General features: G+C 63.4%; 18 protein-coding genes, 1 tRNA gene and 1 pseudogene. 13 read left to right on the forward strand and 7 right to left on the reverse strand.

All coding sequences use genetic code 11. From position 1 onward, the window contains the following. The first annotated feature begins 315 nt into the window (after positions 1-315). The 4 genes from AC5O5R_RS22075 to AC5O5R_RS22090 all read left to right on the forward strand — a co-directional run bounded on the left by AC5O5R_RS22075 (position 316) and on the right by AC5O5R_RS22090 (position 4485). A complete protein-coding gene (locus AC5O5R_RS22075; protein ID WP_172227047.1) occupies positions 316-1203 on the forward strand; it encodes an alpha/beta fold hydrolase in 888 nt (295 codons plus the stop codon). Between the two features lie 112 nt (positions 1204-1315). Then, a tRNA-Gly gene (locus tag AC5O5R_RS22080) sits at positions 1316-1389 on the forward strand. Positions 1390-1589: 200 nt separating this feature from the next. Next, positions 1590-3296 carry a SulP family inorganic anion transporter gene (locus AC5O5R_RS22085; protein ID WP_172227044.1) on the forward strand — a complete coding sequence of 569 codons (1707 nt, stop codon included), beginning with the start codon at positions 1590-1592 and terminating at the stop codon, positions 3294-3296. A 178-nt stretch (positions 3297-3474) separates the two neighbouring features. After that, entirely contained in the window at positions 3475-4485 is a 1011-nt protein-coding gene (locus AC5O5R_RS22090) for a DUF4917 family protein (protein ID WP_172227041.1), read from the forward strand. A 130-nt stretch (positions 4486-4615) separates the two neighbouring features. Here AC5O5R_RS22090 and AC5O5R_RS22095 read toward each other — a convergent pair whose 3' ends face one another. Continuing rightward, positions 4616-5830, reverse strand: a complete 1215-nt coding sequence (locus AC5O5R_RS22095; RefSeq protein WP_172227038.1) for a class I SAM-dependent methyltransferase — start codon at positions 5828-5830, stop codon at positions 4616-4618. Positions 5831-6057: 227 nt separating this feature from the next. Further along, complete coding sequence (locus tag AC5O5R_RS22100; protein ID WP_494514748.1) at positions 6058-6675, reverse strand: TPM domain-containing protein; 618 nt, start codon at positions 6673-6675, stop codon at positions 6058-6060. Between the two features lie 186 nt (positions 6676-6861). On the opposite strand from AC5O5R_RS22100, the gene bglX reads away from it, so the two are divergent. The 6 genes and pseudogenes from bglX to AC5O5R_RS22130 all read left to right on the forward strand — a co-directional run bounded on the left by bglX (position 6862) and on the right by AC5O5R_RS22130 (position 15322). After that, complete coding sequence (gene bglX / locus AC5O5R_RS22105) at positions 6862-9153, forward strand: beta-glucosidase BglX (RefSeq protein ID WP_494511620.1); 2292 nt, start codon at positions 6862-6864, stop codon at positions 9151-9153. 84 nt (positions 9154-9237) lie between these two features. After that, the gene (locus AC5O5R_RS22110) at positions 9238-10995 is read left to right on the forward strand and encodes a sensor histidine kinase (protein ID WP_172227854.1); all 1758 of its coding nucleotides are present in this window, start codon (positions 9238-9240) and stop codon (positions 10993-10995) included. Further along, complete coding sequence (locus AC5O5R_RS22115; RefSeq protein ID WP_494514749.1) at positions 10989-12320, forward strand: sigma-54-dependent transcriptional regulator; 1332 nt, start codon at positions 10989-10991, stop codon at positions 12318-12320. Before AC5O5R_RS22110 ends, AC5O5R_RS22115 begins: the two co-directional genes overlap by 7 nt. 257 nt (positions 12321-12577) lie before the next feature. Next, positions 12578-13897 (forward strand): MFS transporter, encoded by a 1320-nt coding sequence (locus AC5O5R_RS22120; RefSeq protein WP_172227850.1) that lies wholly within the window; start codon positions 12578-12580, stop codon positions 13895-13897. A 452-nt stretch (positions 13898-14349) separates the two neighbouring features. Then, positions 14350-14595 (forward strand): annotated as a pseudogene (locus AC5O5R_RS22125) (hypothetical protein); the annotation flags it as partial. Between the two features lie 121 nt (positions 14596-14716). After that, positions 14717-15322, forward strand: a complete 606-nt coding sequence (locus AC5O5R_RS22130) for a flavin reductase family protein (RefSeq protein WP_172227846.1) — start codon at positions 14717-14719, stop codon at positions 15320-15322. Here AC5O5R_RS22130 and AC5O5R_RS22135 read toward each other — a convergent pair whose 3' ends face one another. Beyond that, complete coding sequence (locus tag AC5O5R_RS22135; protein WP_172227844.1) at positions 15323-15553, reverse strand: hypothetical protein; 231 nt, start codon at positions 15551-15553, stop codon at positions 15323-15325. Positions 15554-15661: 108 nt separating this feature from the next. Beyond that, positions 15662-15955: a putative quinol monooxygenase gene (locus AC5O5R_RS22140; RefSeq protein ID WP_172227842.1), complete on the reverse strand. Its 294-nt coding sequence runs from the start codon at positions 15953-15955 to the stop codon at positions 15662-15664. A gap of 202 nt (positions 15956-16157) precedes the next feature. On the opposite strand from AC5O5R_RS22140, the gene AC5O5R_RS22145 reads away from it, so the two are divergent. Further along, positions 16158-17078 carry an AraC family transcriptional regulator gene (locus AC5O5R_RS22145; RefSeq protein WP_494514750.1) on the forward strand — a complete coding sequence of 307 codons (921 nt, stop codon included), beginning with the start codon at positions 16158-16160 and terminating at the stop codon, positions 17076-17078. 138 nt (positions 17079-17216) lie between these two features. On the opposite strand, the gene AC5O5R_RS22150 is transcribed toward AC5O5R_RS22145, so the two are convergent. Beyond that, positions 17217-18854 (reverse strand): 5-guanidino-2-oxopentanoate decarboxylase, encoded by a 1638-nt coding sequence (locus AC5O5R_RS22150; RefSeq protein ID WP_172227838.1) that lies wholly within the window; start codon positions 18852-18854, stop codon positions 17217-17219. 114 nt (positions 18855-18968) lie between these two features. Here AC5O5R_RS22150 and AC5O5R_RS22155 point away from each other — a divergent pair, with 114 nt between their 5' ends. Then, complete coding sequence (locus AC5O5R_RS22155; protein ID WP_494514751.1) at positions 18969-19844, forward strand: LysR substrate-binding domain-containing protein; 876 nt, start codon at positions 18969-18971, stop codon at positions 19842-19844. Between the two features lie 98 nt (positions 19845-19942). On the opposite strand, the gene AC5O5R_RS22160 is transcribed toward AC5O5R_RS22155, so the two are convergent. Then, on the reverse strand, positions 19943-20557 hold the full coding sequence (locus AC5O5R_RS22160; RefSeq protein ID WP_172226650.1) for an NAD(P)-dependent oxidoreductase: 615 nt from the start codon (positions 20555-20557) through the stop codon (positions 19943-19945). A gap of 27 nt (positions 20558-20584) precedes the next feature. Further along, positions 20585-21460: an MBL fold metallo-hydrolase gene (locus tag AC5O5R_RS22165; RefSeq protein WP_172287492.1), complete on the reverse strand. Its 876-nt coding sequence runs from the start codon at positions 21458-21460 to the stop codon at positions 20585-20587. A gap of 102 nt (positions 21461-21562) precedes the next feature. On the opposite strand from AC5O5R_RS22165, the gene AC5O5R_RS22170 reads away from it, so the two are divergent. Then, on the forward strand, positions 21563-22468 hold the full coding sequence (locus tag AC5O5R_RS22170) for a LysR family transcriptional regulator (protein WP_494514752.1): 906 nt from the start codon (positions 21563-21565) through the stop codon (positions 22466-22468). Positions 22469-22527 lie beyond the last annotated feature (59 nt).

Genomic DNA, 22527 nt, shown 5'->3' on the forward strand with positions numbered 1-22527 from the left:
CCGCTCGGCGACAAAAGTCACACTTTCGCCCGAACGGCACTTGCGGGATCCGCAACCCACTGCTTGAATCCAAATCGTCAGTCTGCATGTGACTACCAAGTCACAACCGCAGTCGAGGACAACTTTTTGCCGGCCACCCAGGGCCTAGATGCCTTGGGGCACGGCAGATTGCCCGCCAAAAACAATACCGTCGACGCAAGTGCCAAGGATCGACACAGGCCCCCCCCGGTTACTCTTCAGGCGAATGCCTACCTGTCATAAAGAACGTGCACCCTAGGTGACGCGAATACCCTTTTTGCGCCAGGAGTCGATGACATGAGGCCAGAAATCGCTGTACTTGATATCCAAGGTCAGTATCGGGTTTACACGGAGTTCCATCGCGCGGATGCGGCCGAGAAGACGATCATCCTGGTCAACGGCTCGTTGGCCACCACGGCCTCGTTCGCCCAGACGGTTCGTAACCTGCACCCGCAATTCAACGTTGTATTGTTCGACCAGCCGTATGCGGGCAAATCCAAGCCGCACAACCGTCAGGAGCGGCTGATCTCCAAGGAGACCGAGGCGCACATCCTGCTGGAGCTGATCGAGCATTTCCAGGCCGATCACGTGATGTCGTTCTCGTGGGGTGGTGCAAGCACGCTGCTGGCGCTGGCGCACCAGCCGCAACGGGTGAAAAAGGCCGTGGTCAGTTCGTTCTCGCCAGTGATCAACGAACCGATGCGTGATTACCTGGACCGGGGCTGCCAGTACCTGGCCGCCTGCGACCGCTACCAGGTCGGCAACCTGGTCAACGACACCATCGGCAAGCACCTGCCGTCGCTGTTCAAACGCTTCAATTACCGGCATGTCAGCAGCCTGGACAGCCACGAGTACGCGCAGATGCACTATCACATCAACGAAGTGCTGCAGAACGACCTGGAGCGGGCGCTGAAAGGTGCGCGCAATATCGACATCCCGGTGCTGTTCATCAACGGCGACCGCGACGAGTACACCACGGTCGAAGATGCCCGGGAATTTGGCAAGCACGTGGGCAATAGCCACTTCCGCGTGATCCGGGACGCTGGCCACTTCCTCGACATGGAAAACAAGGTTGCCTGTGAAGATACCCGCAACGTGCTGCTCGGCTTCCTCAAGCCGACGTCGCGCGAGCACCGTCCACGCTACCAGCACGTGCAACAGGGGCAGCATGCATTGGCCATCTGAGCAGCTCGGCGCCCTTTGGCAGATACCCGCAAGGCTACTGGGTGCCGACAAGCTTTTTGATAACTTGGGCTTCTAATTCGTTGAGGGTTCTGGTAAAAAGTGCTGCGCAGACGCGGGTATAGTTTAGTGGCAAAACGAAAGCTTCCCAAGCTTTAGTTGAGGGTTCGATTCCCTCTACCCGCTCCACATTGCATTCCGCATGGCGTTTCAGCAACGTCATCGCTGTCAAAAGGAGCCCCGGCTCCTTTTTTCGTTTCTGCCTTTCACTCAACCTGGACCATGGCCATTTGCCTGTCGATCCGTTTCAATGCGCAGGCGCGTGCAAGCGAAACGGCTTGTAGCGCATATGTTCAATGGATCTGTGAAGCATTTCGAAAGGACGACGCATGTTTCTCTCCCGCTGGCTCCCGGGCCTCGCCAACCTGCTGCAGTACCGCCGGGAATGGTTCCACGCCGACCTGCAGGCCGGTCTATCGGTAGCAGCGATCCAGATTCCCATCGCTATCGCCTATGCGCAGATCGTCGGTCTGCCGCCGCAGTACGGCCTGTACGCCTGCGTGCTGCCGATGATGGTCTACGCCTTGATCGGCAGCTCGCGCCAGCTGATGGTCGGCCCTGACGCCGCTACCTGCGCGATGATCGCCGGCGCTGTGGCGCCACTGGCCATGGGCGACCCGCAGCGGATTGCCGAGCTTTCGGTGATCGTCACCCTGCTGGTCGGGATGATGTTGATCGGCGCTGGCCTGGCCCGCGCCGGGTTCATCGCCAGCTTCTTTTCGCGGCCGATCCTGATCGGCTACCTCAACGGCATCGGCCTGAGCTTGATCGCCGGGCAATTGTCCAAGGTGGTGGGCTTCAGGATCGAAGGTGACGGTTTCATCCTCAGCCTGATCAATTTCTTCCAGCGCCTGGGCGAAATCCACTGGGTGACGCTGCTTATCGGCCTGGCGGCGCTGGGCCTGCTGATCTGGTTGCCACGGCGCTACCCGCGCCTGCCCGCCGCCCTGATCGTGGTGGCACTGTTCATGTCACTGGTCGGCCTGCTTGGACTGGACCGCCTGGGGGTGGCGATTCTCGGCCCGGTGCCGGCGGGTATCCCGCAGCTGGCATGGCCACACAGCAACCTGGCAGAAATGAAGAGCTTGCTGCGCGATGCCCTGGGGATCGCCACCGTCAGCTTCTGCAGCGCCATGCTTACCGCACGCAGCTTTGCCGCCCGGCACGGTTACGCGATCAACGCCAACCACGAATTCGTCGCCCTGGGCGTAAGCAACCTGGCGGCCGGCGCGTCCCAGGGCTTCGCCATCAGCGGCGCCGACTCGCGCACTGCGGTCAACGACATGGTCGGCGGCAAAAGCCAGCTGGTGGGCATCATCGCCGCGCTGGTCATCGCCATGATACTGATGTTCTTCACCGCGCCGATGGCGTGGATCCCCCAGGCCGCACTGGGTGCCGTGCTGCTGATGGCCGGCTGGGGGCTGATCGACATCAAATCCCTGGGGCATATCCGCCGCCTGAGCCGCTTCGAGTTCTGGCTGTGCCTGCTGACCACGGTGGGCGTGCTGGGCCTGGGCGTGCTGCCCGGTATCGTGTTTGCCGTGACCTTGGCGATCCTGCGCCTGCTGTACAGCATCTACCAGCCCACCGACGCCGTGCTCGGCTGGCTGCCGGGCACCGAAGGCCAGGTAGACATCCGCAAGTTCAAGGATGCCCGTACCGTGCCCGGGCTGGTGGTGTACCGTTTCGACGACGCGATCCTGTTCTTCAATGCCGACTACTTCAAGATGCGGCTGCTTGAGGCGGTACAGAGCCAGGACCAACCCAAAGCCGTGCTGTTCGATGCCGAAGCGGTAACCAGCATCGATGTCAGCGGCATCGCGGCCCTGCGCGAAGTGCGTGACACCCTGGCGGCGCAAGGCATCTTCTTCGCTATCGCCCGCGCCCGCGGCACCTTCCTGCGCATGCTGGTGCGCTCCGGGATGGCGCGGGAGATGGAAGACAAACTGCTGTTCGGCTCGGTGCGGGCGGGAATTCGGGCGTATCGGGTTTGGCGCAACAGGAACCGCAGTTTGCAGGTGGCAGAACAGGGCTGAAGCAGGCTTCGATATCAAGGTCGCAACGTTGAGAAACTGGGAACAAGGACGACGCGAACCTATCGGACCAGGCTTGAACAGACAACACATGAACATTGCCTTGACGGCCAACCGTCGCCCACCTTGCATGACATGCTAAAGTCGCCCCCGTTCTCCGCGCCACCCAACGGATCCCAGCATGCCCGCACTTGACGCCACCCTTTCTCCCTGGCCAGAACTCGCCGCCCGCCACCCCTGTGACGCGCTGCTGCTGGGCAACGGCGCCAGCCGCGCACTGTGGAAACCGTTCGGCTATTTCTCGCTGTTCGAGCAAGCGCAACGCGCCGGCCGCAAGAAGGGCCTGGCCGTCAGCGACCAGGCACTGTTCAAGTCGCTGGGGACAGAGCTGTTCGAACCCGTGCTCAGCGCCCTCAACACCACGGTTCGCACCAACGCCGCGCTGGCGATCAATTCCACCGCACCGCTGAACCGCTACTACTCGATCAAGGAAGCGCTGATTCACGCCGTGCGCACCGTGCACCTGCCGTGGCCACTGATGACGCCGGCTACGCTGACCACCCTCAACCAGGCCCTGCGCGGCTACCGCAACGTCTATACCAGCAATTACGACCTGCTGCTGCCGTGGGCGGTGCAACATGCTCCGCACGGCTTCGCCGACCTGTTCGACGAGCAGGGCTTCTTCGATGTACGCCGCACCCAAACCGAAGGCACCCGGGTGCTGCACCTGCATGGCGGCATGCACTTGCTGAAGCTGCCCGACGGCACCACACGCCAACGCAGTGCCGACAACGCCGAACTGCTCGATGGGTTTGCCGTGAACATCCCGGGCGAGGTACCGCTGTTCGTCAACGAAGACCGCAGCGACGAGAAACTGCGTGCGATCCGCAATTCTGACTACCTGAGCTGGTGCCTGGGGCAACTGGCCGGGGAAAGCCAGGGGCTATGCCTGTTCGGGCAGCATCTGGACAGCAGTGACCAGCACTTGCTTGACGCTATCCGGCTGGCCCGGCCGAAGCAGTTGTCGATTGCTGTACGGCCGTTGAACGAGGCGTCGGTGATCAATCAGAAGCAGCACTTTGTCGATCGCTTTGGCGACCTGGCGGGGATTGAGCTGCATTTCTTCGATGCCAATACGCATCCGTTGGGGCAGGCGGAGTTGGCGGTCAAGCCACCAATCGCTGGGCGCTAGCAGGAGGCCTGCAGGATCGGCCTCGTGTCGCGATGGGCTGCAAGATCCCAGCAGCGTAGCAAGCCATCCGCGACCGTTCGCGACAACCGCTCTCACAATAGGCAGCGCTGAAGACGGCCACTGAAACCTGTCAAAGCAACCCATCCGCCCGCAACAGCGTCTCCAGGCAATGCTCCTGCACCCCATAGAACGCCTTGAGCTGGGCAATTTTCTCCAGCAGCGCGCCGTTATCCCCCGCCTGCTTGCGCTTCACCGCAAGAATCATCTTGTTCTTGTTGGTGTGCTCCAGGGAGATGAACTCGAACACCTTGGTTTCGTACCCGCAGGCTTCCAGATACAGCGCACGCAGGCTGTCGGTGAGCATTTCGGCCTGCTGGCCCAGGTGCAGACCGTACTGCAGCATGGGTTGTAGCAACCCCGGACTGTGCAGTTGCGGGCGGATCTGTTTGTGGCAGCACGGCGAGCACATGATGATCGCGGCGTTGCAGCGAATACCGGTATGGATGGCGTAGTCGGTGGCGATGTCGCAGGCATGCAGGGCGATCATCACTTCGATGGCCTCGGGTACCACACTGCGCACGTCACCACACTGGAACTCCAGGCCCGGGTGCTCCAGGTGCGAGGCGGCCGCGTTGCACAGGTCGACCATGTCCTGGCGCAGTTCCACACCGGTGACCTGCGCTTCACGGCCCAGGCTGTTGCGCAGGTAATCGTGCATGGCAAAGGTCAGGTAGCCCTTGCCGGAACCGAAATCGGCGACCCGCAGTGCCTGCTCTGGCGGCACCGGGGCGCTGGCCAGGGCGTGGTCGAAGACCTCGATGAACTTGTTGATCTGCTTCCACTTGCGCGACATGGACGGGATCAGTGCGCCTTGTGCATCGGTGACGCCAAGGTCACGCAGGAAGGGCCGTGCCAGCTCCAGGTAGCGCTTTTTCTCACGGTCATGGCCGCTGCTGGCGGCAACCTCGCGTGCGGCCTGCGCGCCGTGACGCTGGAGCATGGGCTTGCCCTTCTTGCTGAAGGTCAGCTGCACTTCACCCTCTGCGTCGAACAGGTGGGCATTACGGAAGCTGCCTGGCAGCAGCTCGGCGACCAGCGCCTGGGCCTGGTCCAGCGCCAGGTTTTGGGTGATATCGCGGGTCTGGTGACGATAGACCAGCGACAGGCACGGCTGGCCCTTGACCTGCAGCGGCTTGGCAATGATTCGTTGCAAGGTCTGGTCGGCACCTACATGGCGCGCCAGCACCAGTTTGACCAAGGTGTTGCCGTGCAGGGCGGCGTTCAGCAGGTCAAGAAACCGGGCGCGCGCATCGGGCGCGGAGGGAGCGGAATTACTGGCGGACATGGAGAAAGGGGCCTTGAGTAGCGGAACACTCATTCTACCGTGTGCCGTGCGAGCGGGCATACCCTGGCCATTCAGGGCCGCTTTGCGGCCCATCGCCGGCAAGCCAGCTCCCACTTCGACCACGTCAATTTCAAGCCATGCGCTGTACCTGTGGGAGCTGGCTTGCCGGCGATGGGCTGCACAGCAGCCCTGAACTGCCTGCCCTCGTTGAGGCGGCTGCATGCTGCTCAATCGAGGATCACCAGCCGGTTCGGCAATTCGTTACGCGCATGCGTAGGCGGCACATGCTCGCCAAGCAGCTCGCCACAGGCATCGATACACTCGACAAAGCCCTGCAAGGTCCGGCCCTGACGCACCTGCTCGGCAAAACGGGCAACGATCACCGCACGGGCGGCGGCATCCAGATAACGCTCGATGCCACGGTCTACCAGTATCTCCACATGCCGCTCGGCCTCACTGACAAAAATCAGCACCCCCGTGGCCCCCGCAGTCCGCTGCAGGTTCTGTTCACGAAACTGTTGCCGTGCCAGCCGCGAGGCGCGCCAGCGGCGCAGCGCACCGGGGATTAGCCAGCCGGCCAGGCGCGGGTTGCGCAACAACAGGCACAAACCCACGAACAGCAACACGTTGGCCACCAGCAGGCCACGTACACCGGGCCACCCCGACAGCCACTGCAACAAACCGGGCAGCGCCAGGGCCAGCACCGCGGCCCACAATAAAGGCCAATAGGCGTAATCATCGGCACGACGGGCCAGCACCGTGACCAGTTCGGCATCGGTGCGCCGTTCGGCACGGGCAATGGCTTCGGCTATCTGCCGCTGGTGATATTCGTCGAAGGGGGCCATGCCGTCGGTCTCTCGAGCGATCTTATTGTTGTTGTCCCGGCATTCGGGGCTTCGTCCGCGGGCGACATATTCAGGCATAATCCGCCGCTGGAAGAAATGCCTGCGAATCGTACAACAATAGCCGCCTGAAAACTTCGGCCGCGCGCGTATCAGCGTGGATACGGCACAGGCCCTACTACGGAATTCATGATGAAACTGTCTTTGCTGGGCCTGGCCATGGGCCTTGCCAGTCAGGTGGCCTTGGCCGCCCCCTCCGCCCCGCCCCTGCAGGACAAGCAGGCATTCATCGACCACCTGATCGGGCAGATGACCGAGGCCGAGAAAATCGGCCAGTTGCGGCTGATCAGTATCGGCCCGGAAATGCCCCACGAGAAGATCCGCGAGGAAATTGCTGCGGGCCGCATCGGCGGCACCTTCAACTCGCGTACCGCCCCCGAAAACCGGCCGATGCAGGATGCCGCCATGCGCAGCCGCCTGAAGATCCCGATGTTCTTCGCCTACGACACCGTCCACGGCGAGCGCACCATCTTCCCGATCGGGCTGGGCATGGCGGCCACCTGGGACATGGACGCCGTCGCCAAGGTGGGCCGCACCGCCGCCATCGAGGCCTCGGCCGATGCCCTGGACATGACCTTCGCGCCGATGGTCGACATCGCCCGCGACCCGCGCTGGGGCCGCACCAGCGAAGGTTTCGGTGAAGACACCTACCTGACCTCGAAGATCGGCCAGGTGATGGTGCGCTCGTTCCAGGGCAGCAGCCCGGCCAACCCCGATAGCATCATGGCCATCGTCAAGCATTTCGCCCTGTACGGCGCGGTGGAGGGCGGGCGCGACTACAACACGGTCGATATGAGCCTGCCGAAGATGTACAACGACTACCTGCCACCCTACCGCGCCGCGCTCGACGCCGGTGCTGGCGGGGTGATGGTGGCGCTGAACTCGATCAACGGCGTGCCGGCCACCTCCAACACCTGGCTGATGAACGACCTGCTGCGCAAGGAGTGGGGCTTCAAGGGCGTGACCATCAGCGACCATGGCGCCATCCAGGAGCTGATCCGCCACGGCGTTGCCCGTGACGGCCGTGAAGCTGCCAAGCTGGCGATCAAGGCCGGCATCGACATGAGCATGAACGACACCCTGTACGGTGAAGAGCTGCCCGGCTTGCTGAAGTCCGGCGAAGTGACCCAGGGTGAACTGGACCAGGCCGTGCGCGAGGTACTCGGCGCCAAGTACGACATGGGTCTGTTCAAGGACCCGTACGTGCGCATCGCCAAGGCCGAAGACGACCTGAAGGACTACTACGGCAACGACCGCCTGCACCGCGATGCCGCGCGTGACGTGGCACGCCGCAGCCTGGTACTGCTGGAAAACCACAAGCAGACCTTGCCGTTGAAAAAGGCCGGCACCATCGCCCTGGTCGGCCCATTGGCCGATGCCCCGATCGACATGATGGGCAGCTGGGCCGCCGACGGCAAACCGGTGCATTCGGTGACCGTGCGCGAAGGCTTGCGCCGTGCCGTCGAAGGCAAGGCCAAGCTGGTCTATGCCAAGGGTTCCAACGTCACCGGCGACAAGGCGATGTTCGACTACCTGAACTTCCTCAACTTCGATGCCCCGGAAATCGTCGACGACCCGCGCCCGCCTGCGGTGCTGATCGACGAGGCGGTCAAGGCGGCGGAGCAGTCCGACGTGGTGGTGGCAGTGGTCGGCGAATCCCGCGGCATGTCCCACGAATCGTCCAGCCGCACCACCCTGGAGATCCCGGCCAGCCAGCGTGAACTCATCAAGGCCCTGAAGGCCACCGGCAAACCGCTGGTGCTGGTGTTGATGAACGGCCGGCCGCTGTCGATCGGCTGGGAGCGCGAGCAGGCTGACGCCATCCTCGAAACCTGGTTCGCCGGCACCGAGGGCGGCAACGCCATCGCCGACGTGCTGTTCGGTGACTACAACCCGTCCGGCAAGCTGGCCATTACCTTCCCGCGTTCGGTCGGGCAGATCCCGATGTACTACAACCACACCCGTATCGGTCGGCCGTTCACCCCAGGCAAGCCGGGCAACTACACCTCGCAGTACTTCGAGGAGCCCAACGGCCCGCTGTACCCGTTCGGTTATGGCCTGAGCTACAGCAGCTTCGAGCTGTCGGGCCTGGCCCTCTCGAGCAAGGACCTGAAGCGCGGCGACACGCTGCAGGCCAAGGTGACGGTGAAGAACACCGGCAAGCGGGACGGCGAGACCGTGGTGCAGCTGTACCTGCAGGATGTGTCGGCCTCCATGAGCCGCCCGGTGAAGGAGCTCAAGAACTTCCAGAAGCTGATGCTCAAGCCGGGTGAGTCACGGACTTTGACCTTCAGCATCAGCGAAGAAGACCTGAAGTTCTACAATGGCCAACTGCAACGGGTTGCCGAGCCTGGCGAGTTCAACGTCCAGGTGGGCCTGGATTCGCAGGCGGTGCAGCAGCAGAGTTTTGAATTGCTGTAACTGATCGGCCGCTTGTACTGGCCCTTTCGCGGGCTTGCCCGCGAAGGGGCCGGTCCCGATATTCCAATCATCCGGATCCGCCCCATGCCCTTTTCCTTTCGCGCCCTGCGTCTGGGGCTGATCACCCTGCTGATCGCGCTGGGTACCGCCTTGAGCGCCGGCTGGGCCATGCACCAGGCCAAGCGCCAGGCGATGGAAGACGACGCCCGGCGTGCCAGCCAGCAACTGGGGCTGTACGCCAACGCCCTGCACACCCTGATCGACCGCTACCGCGCCCTGCCCGCCGTACTGGCGCTGGACCCGGAACTGATCGCCGCCCTGCGCGGCCCGGTCAGCGAAGCGGTGCAGGACGCCCTGAACCGCAAACTTGAGCGCATCAATGGCGCCGCCAATTCCTCCACCCTCGAACTGCTCGACCGCACTGGCCTGGCGATTGCCGCCAGCAATTGGCGACTGCCCAGCAGCTACGTCGGCTCCAACTACGGCTTTCGCCCGTACTTCAAGCAAACCCGTAGCCAGGGCAGTGGCCGCTTCTATGCCGTGGGCGTGACCAGCGGCGTGCCGGGCTACTTCCTCGCCAGCGCGGTGAATGATGAGCAGGGCCGCTTCCTCGGTGCCATGGTGGTCAAGCTGGAGTTCCCTGAACTGGAGCGCGAGTGGCGCCAAGGCAGCGATATCCTGCTGGTCAGCGACGCCCGCGGCATCACCTTCATCGCCAACCAGGATGGCTGGCGCTACCGCGAGCTCAAACCGCTCAGCAGTGCCGACCGCGCCGAGCTGGCTGAAACCCGGCAATACGACAAGCAACCCCTAGTGCCCTTGCAACACCAGGTGCTGACCCGTTTTGCCGAAAACAGCCACCTCAGCCGTGTGCAGGGCCCGCAAGGCAGCACCGAATACCTGTGGGAAAGCCTGCCGCTGCCTGGCGAGGCCTGGACCCTGCACCTGTTGCGTAAACCGCAGGTCGCCGCCAGTGGCCGCAATGCCGCCCTGGGGGCTGCCGCAGTGTGGCTGAGCCTGGTGTTTGCCGCGCTGTTCGTTAGCCAGCGCCTGCGCCTGGCGCGCCTGCGGCAACGCAACCGGGAAGAACTCAAACGCCAGGTCGAGGAGCGCACCCGCGAGCTGCGCACCGCTCAGGAGGGCCTGGTGCAATCGGCCAAGCTGGCGGCGCTCGGGCAGATGTCGGCGGCCATGGCCCATGAAATCAACCAGCCGCTGACCACCCAGCGCATGCAGCTCGAAACCCTGCGGCTGCTGCTCGACCATGGCCGTCATGACGAAGCACGTCAGGCGCTGGAACCGCTGGAGCAGATGCTGACGCGCATGGCCGCGCTCACCAGCCATCTGAAGACCTTCGCCCGCAATAGCCCAGTGGGCCTGCGCGAGCGGCTGGACCTGGCCACCGTGGTCGACCAGGCCTTGCACTTGCTGGAGGCACGCATTCGCAGCGAACAAGTTGAGGTAGCCCTGTACCTGGCCCGCCCTGCCTGGGTGCGCGGCGATGCCATCCGCCTGGAACAGGTGCTGATCAACCTGCTGCGCAACGCGCTCGACGCCATGGCCGACAAGCGTTACAAACGCCTGGAGATGCGCATCGAGCGCGATGGCGAACTGTGGCGCCTGAGTGTGCTCGACTCCGGTGGCGGCATTGCCGAAGCCGACCTGACCAAGGTCTTTGACCCGTTTTTCACCACCAAGCCGGTGGGCGAAGGCCTGGGGCTTGGCCTGGCGATCTCCTACGGGATCGTCCACGAGGCCGGTGGCCAGCTGCTGGCCGAAAACTTGCCCGGCGGTGCTCGCTTCAGCCTGACCCTGCCCCGAGACCTGGAGCCTGTATGTTGAATTCAGTGATCGTTGTCGATGATGAAGCCAGTATCCGCAGCGCGGTCGAACAGTGGCTAAGTCTGTCCGGCTTCAGCGTGCAGTTGTTCCCGCGCGCCGATGAATGCCTGGCCCACCTGCCCGCGCACTTTCCCGGAGTAATCATCAGCGATGTGCGCATGCCCGGCATGGATGGCCTGCAATTGCTCGAGCGCCTGCAGGCGGACGACCCCGACCTGCCGGTAATCCTGCTGACCGGCCACGGCGACGTGCCCATGGCTGTGGAGGCCATGCGCAGCGGGGCCTATGACTTCCTGGAAAAGCCCTTTACCCCGCAGCACCTGCTCGGCAGCCTGCGCCGTGCCCTGGAAAAGCGCCAGCTGGTGCTGGAAAACCGCCGGTTGCACGAACAGGCGGACCTCAAGTCACGCCTGGAGGACACGCTGCTGGGCATGTCGCAAGGCCTGCAAGCCCTGCGCCGGCAAGTGCTGGACCTGGCCAGCCTGCCGGTCAATGTGCTGATCCGTGGCGAAACCGGCAGTGGCAAGGAGCGGGTAGCCCGCTGCCTGCACGATTTTGGCCCTCGCGCCGGCAAGCCTTTTGTCGCCCTCAACTGCGCGGCAATCCCCGAGTCACTGTTCGAGGCCGAGCTTTTTGGCCATGAAAGCGGCGCCTTCACCGGTGCCCAGGGCAAGCGTATCGGCAAGCTGGAGTATGCCAACGGCGGCACGGTGTTCCTCGACGAGATCGAAAGCATGCCACTGGCCCAGCAGGCCAAGCTGTTGCGGGTCATACAGGAGCAGAAGCTGGAGCGCCTTGGGGCCAACCAGAGCATCAGCGTCGACCTGCGCATCATTGCCGCAACCAAGCCAGACCTGCTTGAAGAGGCCCGGGCCGGGCGTTTTCGTGAGGACCTCGCCTACCGGCTGAACGTAGCTGAACTGCGCCTGGCGCCCTTGCGCGAGCGGCGTGAAGACATCCCGCTGCTGTTCCAGCACTTTGCCCGGGCTGCTGGCGAAAAGCTTGGCCGTGTGGCGCCGCCGCTGTCGGGCGCTCAGCTGGCACAGCTACTGTCGCATGACTGGCCGGGCAATGTACGTGAGCTGGCCAATGCGGCAGAGCGGCATGCGCTGGGGTTGGGTGCGCCGAACATCGAAGTGGCCCCGGCCGGGCGGTCGCTGGGCGAACAGATCGAAGCGTTCGAGGCGCAGTGCCTGCGTGCGGCGTTGCGCCAGCATGGGGGCGAGATCAAGGCGGTGATGGAAACGTTGCAGCTGCCACGGCGTACGCTGAACGAAAAGATGCAGCGGCATGGGTTGGTGCGCGAGGATTTTATCGGGAGGTAATGAGCGGAAATCCGCTTATTGGGTGCGTACAGCAAGCGGAATTCCGCTTATTGCTTCGAGATTTTGGGGCTGCTTTGCAGCCCACGCCACACAAGGCCGCTCCTGCAGGGACAGCGCCGGCCTGCTTATTACGGGGTTCACTTGGGGTTGAATGCCCCCGAATGAATCACCACGCACCCATTTGGCACACCTTCTGCAATGGCCTTGGCAAGCTGCGCCACGGCGCGCTCCACAAAAACAACGAGAAGGTATCCCTGATGGATAACGCCACCTCCCTGCCCGCCGGGGCGGCCACCGCGCCTGCCGCAGAAAAAACCACCGCCAGCCGCCTGAAGTCGATCTTCAGCGGGTCCATCGGCAACATGGTGGAATGGTACGACTGGTACGTCTACGCCGCATTCTCGCTGTACTTCGCCAAGGCCTTCTTCCCGGCCGGCGATTCCACCGCACAACTGCTCAATACCGCTGCGATCTTTGCCGTCGGCTTCCTCATGCGCCCGATCGGTGGCTGGCTGATGGGCCTGTACGCCGACCGCAAAGGCCGCAAGGCCGCGCTGATGGCTTCGGTGCTGCTGATGTGCGCAGGTTCGCTGGTCATCGCCCTGACCCCGGGTTATGAAACCATCGGCGTGGCCGCCCCGATCCTGCTGGTCTTCGCACGCCTGCTGCAAGGGCTGTCGGTGGGTGGCGAATACGGCACTTCGGCCACCTACCTGAGCGAAATGGCCAGCAAGGAACGCCGTGGCTTCTTCTCCAGCTTCCAGTACGTGACCCTGATCTCCGGCCAGCTCATCGCCCTGGCGGTGCTGATCGTCCTGCAACAGACCCTCACCACCGAGCAGCTGTATGCCTGGGGCTGGCGCGTGCCGTTCGTGATCGGTGCCCTGTGCGCCGTGGTTGCCCTGTACCTGCGTCGCGGCATGGAAGAAACCGCCTCCTTCAGCAAGAAGGAAAAGGCCAAGGAAAGCCTGATGCGCACCCTGATGCGCCACCCCAAGGAGCTGATGACCGTGGTCGGCCTGACCATGGGCGGCACCCTGGCCTTCTACACCTACACCACTTACATGCAGAAGTACCTGGTCAACACCGTGGGCATGAGCATCAGCGACTCGACCACCATCTCGGCCGCCACGCTGTTCCTGTTCATGTGCCTGCAGCCGGTGATCGGCGGCCTGTCCGACAAGATCGGCCGACGCCCTATCCTGATCGCCTTCGGTGTGCTCGGCACCTTGTTCACCGTGCCGATCCTGAGCACGCTGCACACCATCCAGACCTGGTGGGGCGCGTTCTTCCTGATCATGGCGGCGCTGATCATCGTCAGCGGTTACACCTCGATCAACGCCGTGGTCAAAGCCGAGCTGTTCCCTACCGAAATTCGCGCACTGGGCGTGGGCCTGCCCTACGCGCTGACCGTGTCGATCTTCGGCGGCACTGCCGAGTACATAGCCCTGTGGTTCAAGAGCGTTGGCATGGAAAGCGGCTTCTACTGGTACGTCACCGCCTGCATCGCCTGCTCGCTGCTGGTTTACGCGACCATGAAGGACACCAAGCAGCACTCGCGGATTACTACTGACTGATGCTGGAGTTGCAAGACTGAAGGGGCGCTCCATCGCATGGGGCGCCCTTTTTTCATGATGCAAACGGGACAGTGAGCCAGTCGCCATCCCTATTCGTGGGGCTTGGTCAGGAAGTCGCCGAACGTGGCGCCGAAGGGGCGATGGTGCTGAGCAGCGCCTGAAAAATCGGTTGGTGATTGATGAAAAATACGTACATCGGCCTCGGCCGTCAGGTTTTTCCTTCTTAACGCCCCATTAATTCCACACCATCAAGCTGCATTGGCTGGCAGAACGCTGCCCGCAACTGCGGACGCTTCCAGAGTCAGGCCGCTGTCCAATCCACCGGACCCGCACCTCAACATATCGATTTATTGGATCTTAAAGTGCATATTTTTGCGCTTTTTAATCAATTTAATCGGAGTAGCATTAAACCCATGGAAACAAACAACTTCATCCACCCCGGAGCAACGACCATGAAAAACAAACTTATCCTGACCTTGGCCCTTTCGGTTTTCGCTGCTGGCGCCTTCGCTGAAGATGGCTTTGACCGCACCGACGCCCACACCTTCGCCACAGCCCAGAGCCAATCCGCCAGCTACGCTGAAGACGGTTTCGACCGCACCGGCGGCCAACGCTTTGCCGAAGACGGTTTCGACCGCACCGGCGGCCAACGTTTTGCCGAAGACGGTTTCGACCGCACCGGCGGCCACCGCATCAGCTGATCCCTGATGCGAGCGCCCAGCCCGGCTTTTGCCGGGCTTGATCATTTTCAGCCGGGCACAGGCTTGGCACACTAGGCGCCTTGTCCACCAGGAGGTAGGGCCAACAAGCCCAGCACAGATGTATTACTACGAACCCGCCAAAGGCCACGGCCTGCCCCACGACCCGTTCAACGCCATCGTCGGCCCCCGCCCTATCGGCTGGATCTCCTCACAGGACCGCGAAGGCCGCCTGAATCTGGCGCCTTACAGCTTCTTCAACGCCTTCAACTACATCCCGCCGATCATCGGTTTCTGCAGTGTCGGGCGCAAAGACAGCCTGAACAACATCGAGCAGACCGGCGAATTCGTCTGGAACCTGGCCACCCGTCCACTGGCGGAGCAGATGAACCAGAGCTGCGCGCCGGTTGCTGCCGAAGTGAACGAGTTCGAATTGAGCGGCCTCAGCGCAGCGCCATCGCGCATCGTCAAGGTGCCGCGTGTGGGCGAAACGCCGGTAGCCTTCGAGTGCAAGGTCAGCCAGATCGTGCAGCTCAAGCGGGCCGACCAGGCGCTGGTGCCCAGCTGGCTGATCCTGGGTGAAGTGGTGGCGGTGCACATTGCCGAGCACCTGCTGAACAACGGCATCTACGATACTGCTGCCGCCGAACCGATCCTGCGAGGCGGTGGCCCGGCGGACTATTTCGAGCTGGGCAACCTGTTCAAGATGGCCCGGCCGCCGGCCTGATCACCAGACCAGCTCACCCTCTTCGCTGACGCCCTGCAGGCGTTGCAGCTCGGCGGTGGCCGCTTCGTCGGCGGCCACGGCGCCCTTGAACACCTGCCCATCGAGCACCTTGTGGAAGCGCGGCGCGCCGCCTGCCAAAGCCTTGACCGCGATGGCCGCGTTGTAGCCGCCACCGTCCACCGGCACCATCGCCGAAACCGCTTCGAATTGCGGGAATTCCCTACGTGCCATGTTGCTGTCCGCTTCGTTGATCAATTTGCGGCATATTACTCCATTCAGCACCTGCGCCGAACCTGTGGGAGCTGGCTTGCCGGCGATAGGGCCAGTACAGGCAATACATCAATCAAAGGTATGCAGATCCAGGCTGCTGACCACCTGCGCCTGCACCAGCTCACCAAACACCTCCAGCGTCGGCGAAGCGAAGTATCCACTCATCGCCTGCTGGTCTTGCCAGCTTCCGCTGAGCAACCACAAGTCCGCATCCGCCTGCGATCGCTGCACGGTAAAACTCAGGCAACCTGGTGCACGCAACGAGGGCTCGAGCAGGTCACGCAGGCGCGCGCCCAGCTCCGCCGAGCGCCCGCTGCTGGCACGGATGAAAGCAAGGTGGGTGACCGGTTGTTGTAGGGTCATTGCACAATCTCCTTGAAGCCAGCGGACGGATAAACCAGGCTGCCAAGGTTAGGGTCTTGAGCGCGAGCCGCGTTAGGCCATTACTGCATGCCGATTGCCTGATCCTGCAATGCGGCAGGATCAGGCAATCGAGCTGCAGCTTTCGACTAGCGCCCGACACGGCGCAAACTTATGCTGCGTGGGTCATCAGAGGAACGCCAACATGACCACCGCCACCTCCACCGAGCCGTCCCTGGAGCTGCAGCGCCAGGAGCTTGCCGAGCTGATCCGTCGCCACGCCGGCGATCCCCATGGCCCGGCTTCGGCCATCGATGACCTGTACCTGGTGCGCTATACCGAAAACGTGCGCTCGGTACCAACCTTTGCCCAACCGGCGCTGTGCATTCTGGCCCAAGGCAGCAAAAGCCTGTTTCTCGGCGACGAGCAGTACGCCTATGACCCGCTGCACTACATGGTGGTATCGGTGACCCTGCCGCTGAGCGCCGTGAAGCTCGACGCCAGCCCCGAGAACCCCAGCCTTGGCGTGCGCCTGGACCTGGACCCTGCCGAGATCAGCCAGCTGATCGCCGAGAGCGGGCCGATGCTGGTGCCCAACCGCCCCTCGGGCCGAGGCCTGTATGTGGAAAAAACCGATGCCGCGTTGCTCGATGCCCTACTGCGGCTGATCCGCCTGCTGGAGACTCCGCGCGACATCGGTATGCTGGCGCCGCTGATCCGTCGTGAGATTCTCTACCGCCTGCTGCGTGGGCCGCAGGGTCATCGGCTGTATGAAATTGCCTTGGCCAATAGCCAGACGCACAGGGTTTGCCAGGCCATCAGCTGGCTCAACCAAAACTACCAGTTGCCCCTGCGCATCGAGGATCTTGCCCGGGAAGTGAACCTGAGCACCTCGACCTTGCACCACAGGTTCAAGGCGGTGACCTCCATGAGCCCGTTGCAGTATCAGAAACAGCTGCGCCTGCAGGAGGCGCGGCGGCTGATGCTCAATGACGGGCTTGAGGCGGCAGTGGCCGCCTACCGGGTGGGATATGAAAGCCCGTCGCAGTTCAGCCGCGAATACAGCCGGCTGTATGGCGCACCGCCGATTCGCGATGTGGCCAGGTTTCGGGCTACTGCTGGTTGAAGCTCATGGTGGCTGTACCGGCCCTATCGCCGGCAAGCCTGCTTCCACAGGGATCGCATCAACCTGGCGGCATGCGCTGTACCTGTGGGAGCTGGCTTGCCGGCGATTGGGCCAGCACCAGCAATCCAGGATCAAAGTTCAACCAATGACCGTGTCCTGCCACTGATTCTGGTCCACCTGGATCAAGGTCGGCCCCTTGCGCTCCACCGCCTGCCCCAGCGCCGCCTGCAGTTGCGCCACATCCGCAACGTTTTCTGCCGCAGCCCCCAACGCCCGCGCCACACCGATGAAGTCCGGGGTATGAATATCCACCCCGACCGGCTCGATAGCGCGGTTGACCATGTACTTCTTGATCTCCTCGTACCCCTGGTTATTCCACAGCAGCACGACCAGCGGCACCTGTGCCTCCACCGCACTGGCCAGTTCCGGCAGGGTGAACTGCAAACCGCCATCGCCAATCAGGCACACCGCAGGCGCCCGCTCGCCGGCCTGCTGCGCGCTGCCCAGCCAGGCGCCCATGGCCGCTGGCAGGGCGTAGCCCAGGGTGCCGTAGCCAGTCGAGGCATTGAACCAGCGCCGTGGCTGGTCCATGTCCACGGTCAGGTTGCCGGTGTACACCGGCTGAGTAGAGTCGCCCACCAGAATCGCATTGGGCAGGCGTTCGAGAATCGCCTTCAGCAAACGCGTCTGGCTCAGGGTTGGCTGATCCCAACCTTCTGCCAGCACCTGGCGCAGGTTGGCCACCCGGGTCACACCCCAAGTGCTTTCACGCACGGGCTGCGGCTGGGCCTGCAAGGCGCCGAGCAGTGCTTCGGCCGCCAGCTCGGCATCGGCCACCAGCGCTAGCTCTGGCAAGTAATTGCGCACGGTCTGGTCCGGGTCGATGTCGATGCGCAGCAGGCTGCCCGGAATCTCGAAACCACCTTTGAAGGTCACGTCATAGTCGGTTTCGGCAAGCTCGGTACCGATTGCCAGCACTACGTCGGCCTCAGCCACCAGCGCACGCGTGGCCGGGAGCGACTGGGTAGAGCCGATCTGCAGCGGGTGGCTGGCCGGCAGCAGACCCTTGGCATTGATTGTCAGCGCCACCGGGGCCTGCAGGTGTTCGGCCAGGCGCGCCAGCGCAGCCCCGGCAGCCAGCGCCCCGCCGCCCGCCAGGATCAATGGCCGCTTCGCCCGGGCCAGCCGCGCGGCCATCTGCGCCACGGCCTGCGGTGCGGCGCCCGCCCGGCTGCCACGCACCGGGCGGCCCGGCAGCAGCTGGTCGGCGGGTTCCACCAGCACATCCAGCGGGATCTCGATATGCACCGGGCGCGGCCGGGCACTGTCGAACACGGCAAAGGCCCGGGCCAGCACCTGCGGCAGGTCCGCCGCACTCATCAAGGTGTGGGAAAACGCGGCCACACCCGCTACCAGCGCCGCCTGGTTCGGCAGCTCGTGCAGCTTGCCACGGCCGCCGCCCAGCTGATCACGGGACTGCACACTGGAGATCACCAGCATCGGGATCGAGTCGGCATAGGCCTGGCCCATGGCGGTGGTGATATTGGTCATGCCCGGGCCGGTGATGATAAAACACACCCCGGGTTTGCCACGGGTGCGCGCATAGCCGTCGGCCATGAACCCCGCGCCCTGCTCATGGCGCGGCGTGACATGACGAATGGACGAGCCCGCCAGGCCACGGTAAAGCTCCACGGTGTGTACACCGGGGATGCCGAAGACATGGTCAACGCCATAGCCTTCAAGGAGTTTTACCAGTACTTCGCCGCACGTTGCCATCGGGGTTCACCATGTATCTTGTTGGGTTGAGCCCTTATTGGACCCAAGCGGTGGCTATGCCCACAATGCAAAAAAACACATACTAGCCATGTCCTGTAATCATGGCTTAGCGCAATGAAACGCCTCCCGCCCCTGCCCGCCCTCCACACATTTCTGGTCACCGCCCAGCACTGCAACTTCACCCATGCCGGGCAACAGCTGCACATCACCCAAGGCGCGGTGAGCCGCCAGATCGCCGCCCTTGAGCAGCACCTGGGCTATGCCTTGTTCCAGCGCGAGGCCCGTGGCTTGAGCCTGACCCGTGAAGGCCAGGACTGGTTGCCACGGGTGCAGCAGGTGTTCGCGCTGATCGAACAAGGGGTGCACGAAGTGGGTGGGCGCCGCGCGACCTTGCAACTCAAGGCGCCGACCTGCGTGATGCGCTGGCTGCTGCCGCGCCTGATGGAATGGCAGGCACTGCGCCCGGATGTGCCGGTGGAACTGACCACCACCGTGCAGCATGGGGTTGATTTTCGTCGGGAAGGCTTCGATGCCGCGGTGGTCTATGGCGATGCGCCAAACCATGGGCTGCATGTGCGCAAGCTGTTCGATGAACAGCTTACGCCGGTGTGTGCGCCGTCACTGCGCCAGGGGCCGGTACCGTTGCAGCAGGTCGAGGACCTGGCCCGGCACATGCTGTTGCACCCTTCGCGGGATGAGCACGACTGGCGGTTATGGCTGCAGGCGGCTGGGGTAACGCTGGCTGCACAGGGGCCGAAGCAACACTTCGAGACGCTGGACATGGCAATGGCCATGGCTTCACAGGGGACAGGGGTGGCTATCGGTGATTGGTCGCTGATTGGCGATGACTTGCGTGGTGGGCGGTTGTGCATGCCGTTTGCGCTGAAGGTGCTGACCGGTAAAGGTTATTACCTGGTGAGCCAGGCCAGGAACTTGCCGGCGGGATTGATGGAGTTGCTGGACTGGCTGGAGGGCCAGGCCAGCCTGTGAAGGCCTCTTCGCGGGCTCGCCCGCTGCCACAGGTACCGCACAGGCTTTGAAACCTGTGCAATACCTGTGGCAGCGGGCATGCCCGCGAAGAAGGCAACTCAATAGCCGACTGTGAACCGCTGACGTGAATGCTGCGGCTTCTCCAGCTCATCCAGCATGGCAATCGCATAGTCGGCAAAGGTGATCCAGCTCTTGCCATCCGCACCGATCAGCAGATGGTCCTTGCCCAACGTGTAGTGCCCGCTGCGCGCCCCTTCAACGAACTCCGCCGACGGTGAGAGGAACGTCCAGTCCAGGTTCGGCTCGCGCTGCAACGCCTCCAGAAAACGCACCCCGGCAGTGGCCTCGGCCTTGTACGCCTCCGGGAAGTCCGGGCTGTCGATTACCCGAAGCCCCGACGGCAGCAACAGGCTGCCGGCACCGCCCACCACCAGCAGGCGCTTGACCCCGGCGCGCTTGACCGGTTCGATGATGGCCTGCGGCTCCATGGTGGAGAAATGCGCCGCGCTCAGCACCGCGTCCACACCCGCCACTGCCGCTTGAAGGGCCGCGCTGTCCTTGGCATCCAGTGCCATGACGGTCACCCCGTCACGCCCCTGCAGCTTCGAAGGGTCGCGGGCGATGGCCAGCACGCTGTGACCACGGCGCAGGACCTCTTCCAGCAACTGGCTGCCAGCGCGGCCAGTGGCACCGATGATTGCAATCTTGCTCATGGGATACTCTCCATCAGTTGAACGGAATTACCACTTCATTTCGCCCTTGGCGACCTTGGCCCCCAGCTCCAGCGAGCTTTCATCGGCCAGGCCCGGGTAACGCTGCTTCATCGCCTTGATCAACGCGCCAGCATCTTTCGCCTTGGCGGTTTCAGCATCGAAAGCACGGATGTAGTCGGCAGTAAAGCGCACGGCCTTCAGCGAGCGGCTGCTATCGCCCAGGTAGTGGCCCGGGATGACCGTGCGCGGCGCCAACGCTTCGATGTGCGCCAGGGTGCCAAGCCAGTCGGCGTGCGACCTGGCCGTTTGCGTGTCGGCCATCCATACATGAATATGCTCGGACACCACCACGCCACCCACCACCGCCTTGATCGACGGGATCCACACAAAGCTGCGATCCGGCTGCGGGCCATCCAGGCCGACCACCTCGAGGGCCTGCCCTTCCAGGGTCAGGCTGTGGCCCTCGAGCACCTGCGGCACCACCAGCCTTACCGGTTTGTCCGCACCCATCTGCGGCCCCCAGTACGCCAGCTTGGCATCCATCGTCTGGCGAATGTGCGCAACGGTGGCCGCCGAGGCCAGCACCTTGGCATCGGGGAAGGCCTGGGTCAGGGTGTCGAGGCCAAAGTAGTAGTCCGGGTCGCCATGGCTGATGTAGATGCTGGCCAGGTATTTGCCACTGGCCCGCAGGCGCTGTACCAGCTGCTCCGCCTGGGCCTTGCCGAACTGGGCATCGACCAGCACGGCGTCGTGCTGGCCGCTGACGATCACCGAGCTGACCGGGAAAATCGCCGCGTGCCCGGGGTTGTAGACCTCCAGCTGCAAGGGTTCGGCGGCCAGCACCGGGCCGGCCAGGGTTACACAGGCCAGCAGCAGGCCACGCAAAGGGGTGAACAGAGACATTGGCAACGCCTTCAGATGAGCAATGCCCAACAGCTTAGTTGCCAGATCCATGACAAAAAATGCGATGCTTGAACATAGTTTGTTTCTGAAACCGGGCAAATCATGGACCGTCTCAACGCCATGCGCGTTTTCGTCACCGTCGTCGACCTGGGAAGCCAGTCGGCGGCGGCTGATCAGCTGCAGCTTTCTCGCCCCGTCGTGTCGCGTTACCTGGCCGAGCTGGAGGCGTGGGTGGGCGCCCGGCTGATGCAGCGCACCACCCGCAAGCTCAGCCTCACCGCTGCCGGGCAGGAAACCTTGCCGCGCTGCCGGCAATTGCTGGAACTGGCCGGTGACCTGCAGGCGGCGGTGCAGCAGCCAGATGACGCGCCGAAAGGCGCACTGCGTATCAGCGTCAGTACCTCCTTCGGCCAGGCACAGCTGGCGGATGCAGTGGCTGCCTATGTGCGCCGCTACCCTGGGGTGAAGGTGGAACTGCAGATGCTCGACCGCACCGTCAACCTGGTGGATGAGCGCATCGACCTGGCAATCCGCACCAGCAACGACCTGGACCCCAACCTGATCGCCCGGCGCCTGACCGTGTGCCGTTCGGTGGTCTGCGCGGCACCGGCCTACCTGCACGAGCATGGCACGCCGCAACGGGTCGAGGAATTGAGCCGACACAACTGCCTGACCCATGCCTACTTCGGGCACAGCCTCTGGCAATTCGAGGTGGCCGGCCAGCAGGTCACGGTGCCGGTGGCGGGGAACATCAGTGCCAACGAGGCGATGACCCTGCAGAAAGCCGCGCTGGCCGGCGCCGGCATCGCCCTGCTGCCCACCTACCAGGCCGCCGAGGCCCTGCGCAGAGGTGTGCTGGTGCGCCTGCTGCCACAAGCCAAGCCGCGCGAGCTGAGTCTCAATGCCGTGTACACCTCGCGCAAGCACATGCCGGCCACCTTGCGCAGCATGCTGGACTTTCTGGTACAGCGGTTTCAGGACGAGCCGGAGTGGGACCGCGATTTGTAATGGACATGGTGGCCTCATCGCCGGCAAGCCAGCTCCCACATGCATAGCGCTGGCTTTGG

The organism is Pseudomonas sp. 8_5_2 (genome assembly GCF_059295255.1).

What these genes read in the sequence shown, in the direction of transcription:
- AC5O5R_RS22075 (WP_172227047.1), top strand. Translation starts at nt 316, where the DNA reads ATGAGGCCAGAAATCGCTGTACTTGATATCCAAGGTCAGTATCGGGTT.
- AC5O5R_RS22085 (WP_172227044.1), top strand. Translation starts at nt 1,590, where the DNA reads ATGTTTCTCTCCCGCTGGCTCCCGGGCCTCGCCAACCTGCTGCAGTAC.
- AC5O5R_RS22090 (WP_172227041.1), top strand. Translation starts at nt 3,475, where the DNA reads ATGCCCGCACTTGACGCCACCCTTTCTCCCTGGCCAGAACTCGCCGCC.
- AC5O5R_RS22095 (WP_172227038.1), bottom strand. Translation starts at nt 5,830, where the DNA reads ATGTCCGCCAGTAATTCCGCTCCCTCCGCGCCCGATGCGCGCGCCCGG.
- AC5O5R_RS22100 (WP_494514748.1), bottom strand. Translation starts at nt 6,675, where the DNA reads ATGGCCCCCTTCGACGAATATCACCAGCGGCAGATAGCCGAAGCCATT.
- bglX (WP_494511620.1), top strand. Translation starts at nt 6,862, where the DNA reads ATGATGAAACTGTCTTTGCTGGGCCTGGCCATGGGCCTTGCCAGTCAG.
- AC5O5R_RS22110 (WP_172227854.1), top strand. Translation starts at nt 9,238, where the DNA reads ATGCCCTTTTCCTTTCGCGCCCTGCGTCTGGGGCTGATCACCCTGCTG.
- AC5O5R_RS22115 (WP_494514749.1), top strand. Translation starts at nt 10,989, where the DNA reads ATGTTGAATTCAGTGATCGTTGTCGATGATGAAGCCAGTATCCGCAGC.
- AC5O5R_RS22120 (WP_172227850.1), top strand. Translation starts at nt 12,578, where the DNA reads ATGGATAACGCCACCTCCCTGCCCGCCGGGGCGGCCACCGCGCCTGCC.
- AC5O5R_RS22130 (WP_172227846.1), top strand. Translation starts at nt 14,717, where the DNA reads ATGTATTACTACGAACCCGCCAAAGGCCACGGCCTGCCCCACGACCCG.
- AC5O5R_RS22135 (WP_172227844.1), bottom strand. Translation starts at nt 15,553, where the DNA reads ATGGCACGTAGGGAATTCCCGCAATTCGAAGCGGTTTCGGCGATGGTG.
- AC5O5R_RS22140 (WP_172227842.1), bottom strand. Translation starts at nt 15,955, where the DNA reads ATGACCCTACAACAACCGGTCACCCACCTTGCTTTCATCCGTGCCAGC.
- AC5O5R_RS22145 (WP_494514750.1), top strand. Translation starts at nt 16,158, where the DNA reads ATGACCACCGCCACCTCCACCGAGCCGTCCCTGGAGCTGCAGCGCCAG.
- AC5O5R_RS22150 (WP_172227838.1), bottom strand. Translation starts at nt 18,854, where the DNA reads ATGGCAACGTGCGGCGAAGTACTGGTAAAACTCCTTGAAGGCTATGGC.
- AC5O5R_RS22155 (WP_494514751.1), top strand. Translation starts at nt 18,969, where the DNA reads ATGAAACGCCTCCCGCCCCTGCCCGCCCTCCACACATTTCTGGTCACC.
- AC5O5R_RS22160 (WP_172226650.1), bottom strand. Translation starts at nt 20,557, where the DNA reads ATGAGCAAGATTGCAATCATCGGTGCCACTGGCCGCGCTGGCAGCCAG.
- AC5O5R_RS22165 (WP_172287492.1), bottom strand. Translation starts at nt 21,460, where the DNA reads ATGTCTCTGTTCACCCCTTTGCGTGGCCTGCTGCTGGCCTGTGTAACC.
- AC5O5R_RS22170 (WP_494514752.1), top strand. Translation starts at nt 21,563, where the DNA reads ATGGACCGTCTCAACGCCATGCGCGTTTTCGTCACCGTCGTCGACCTG.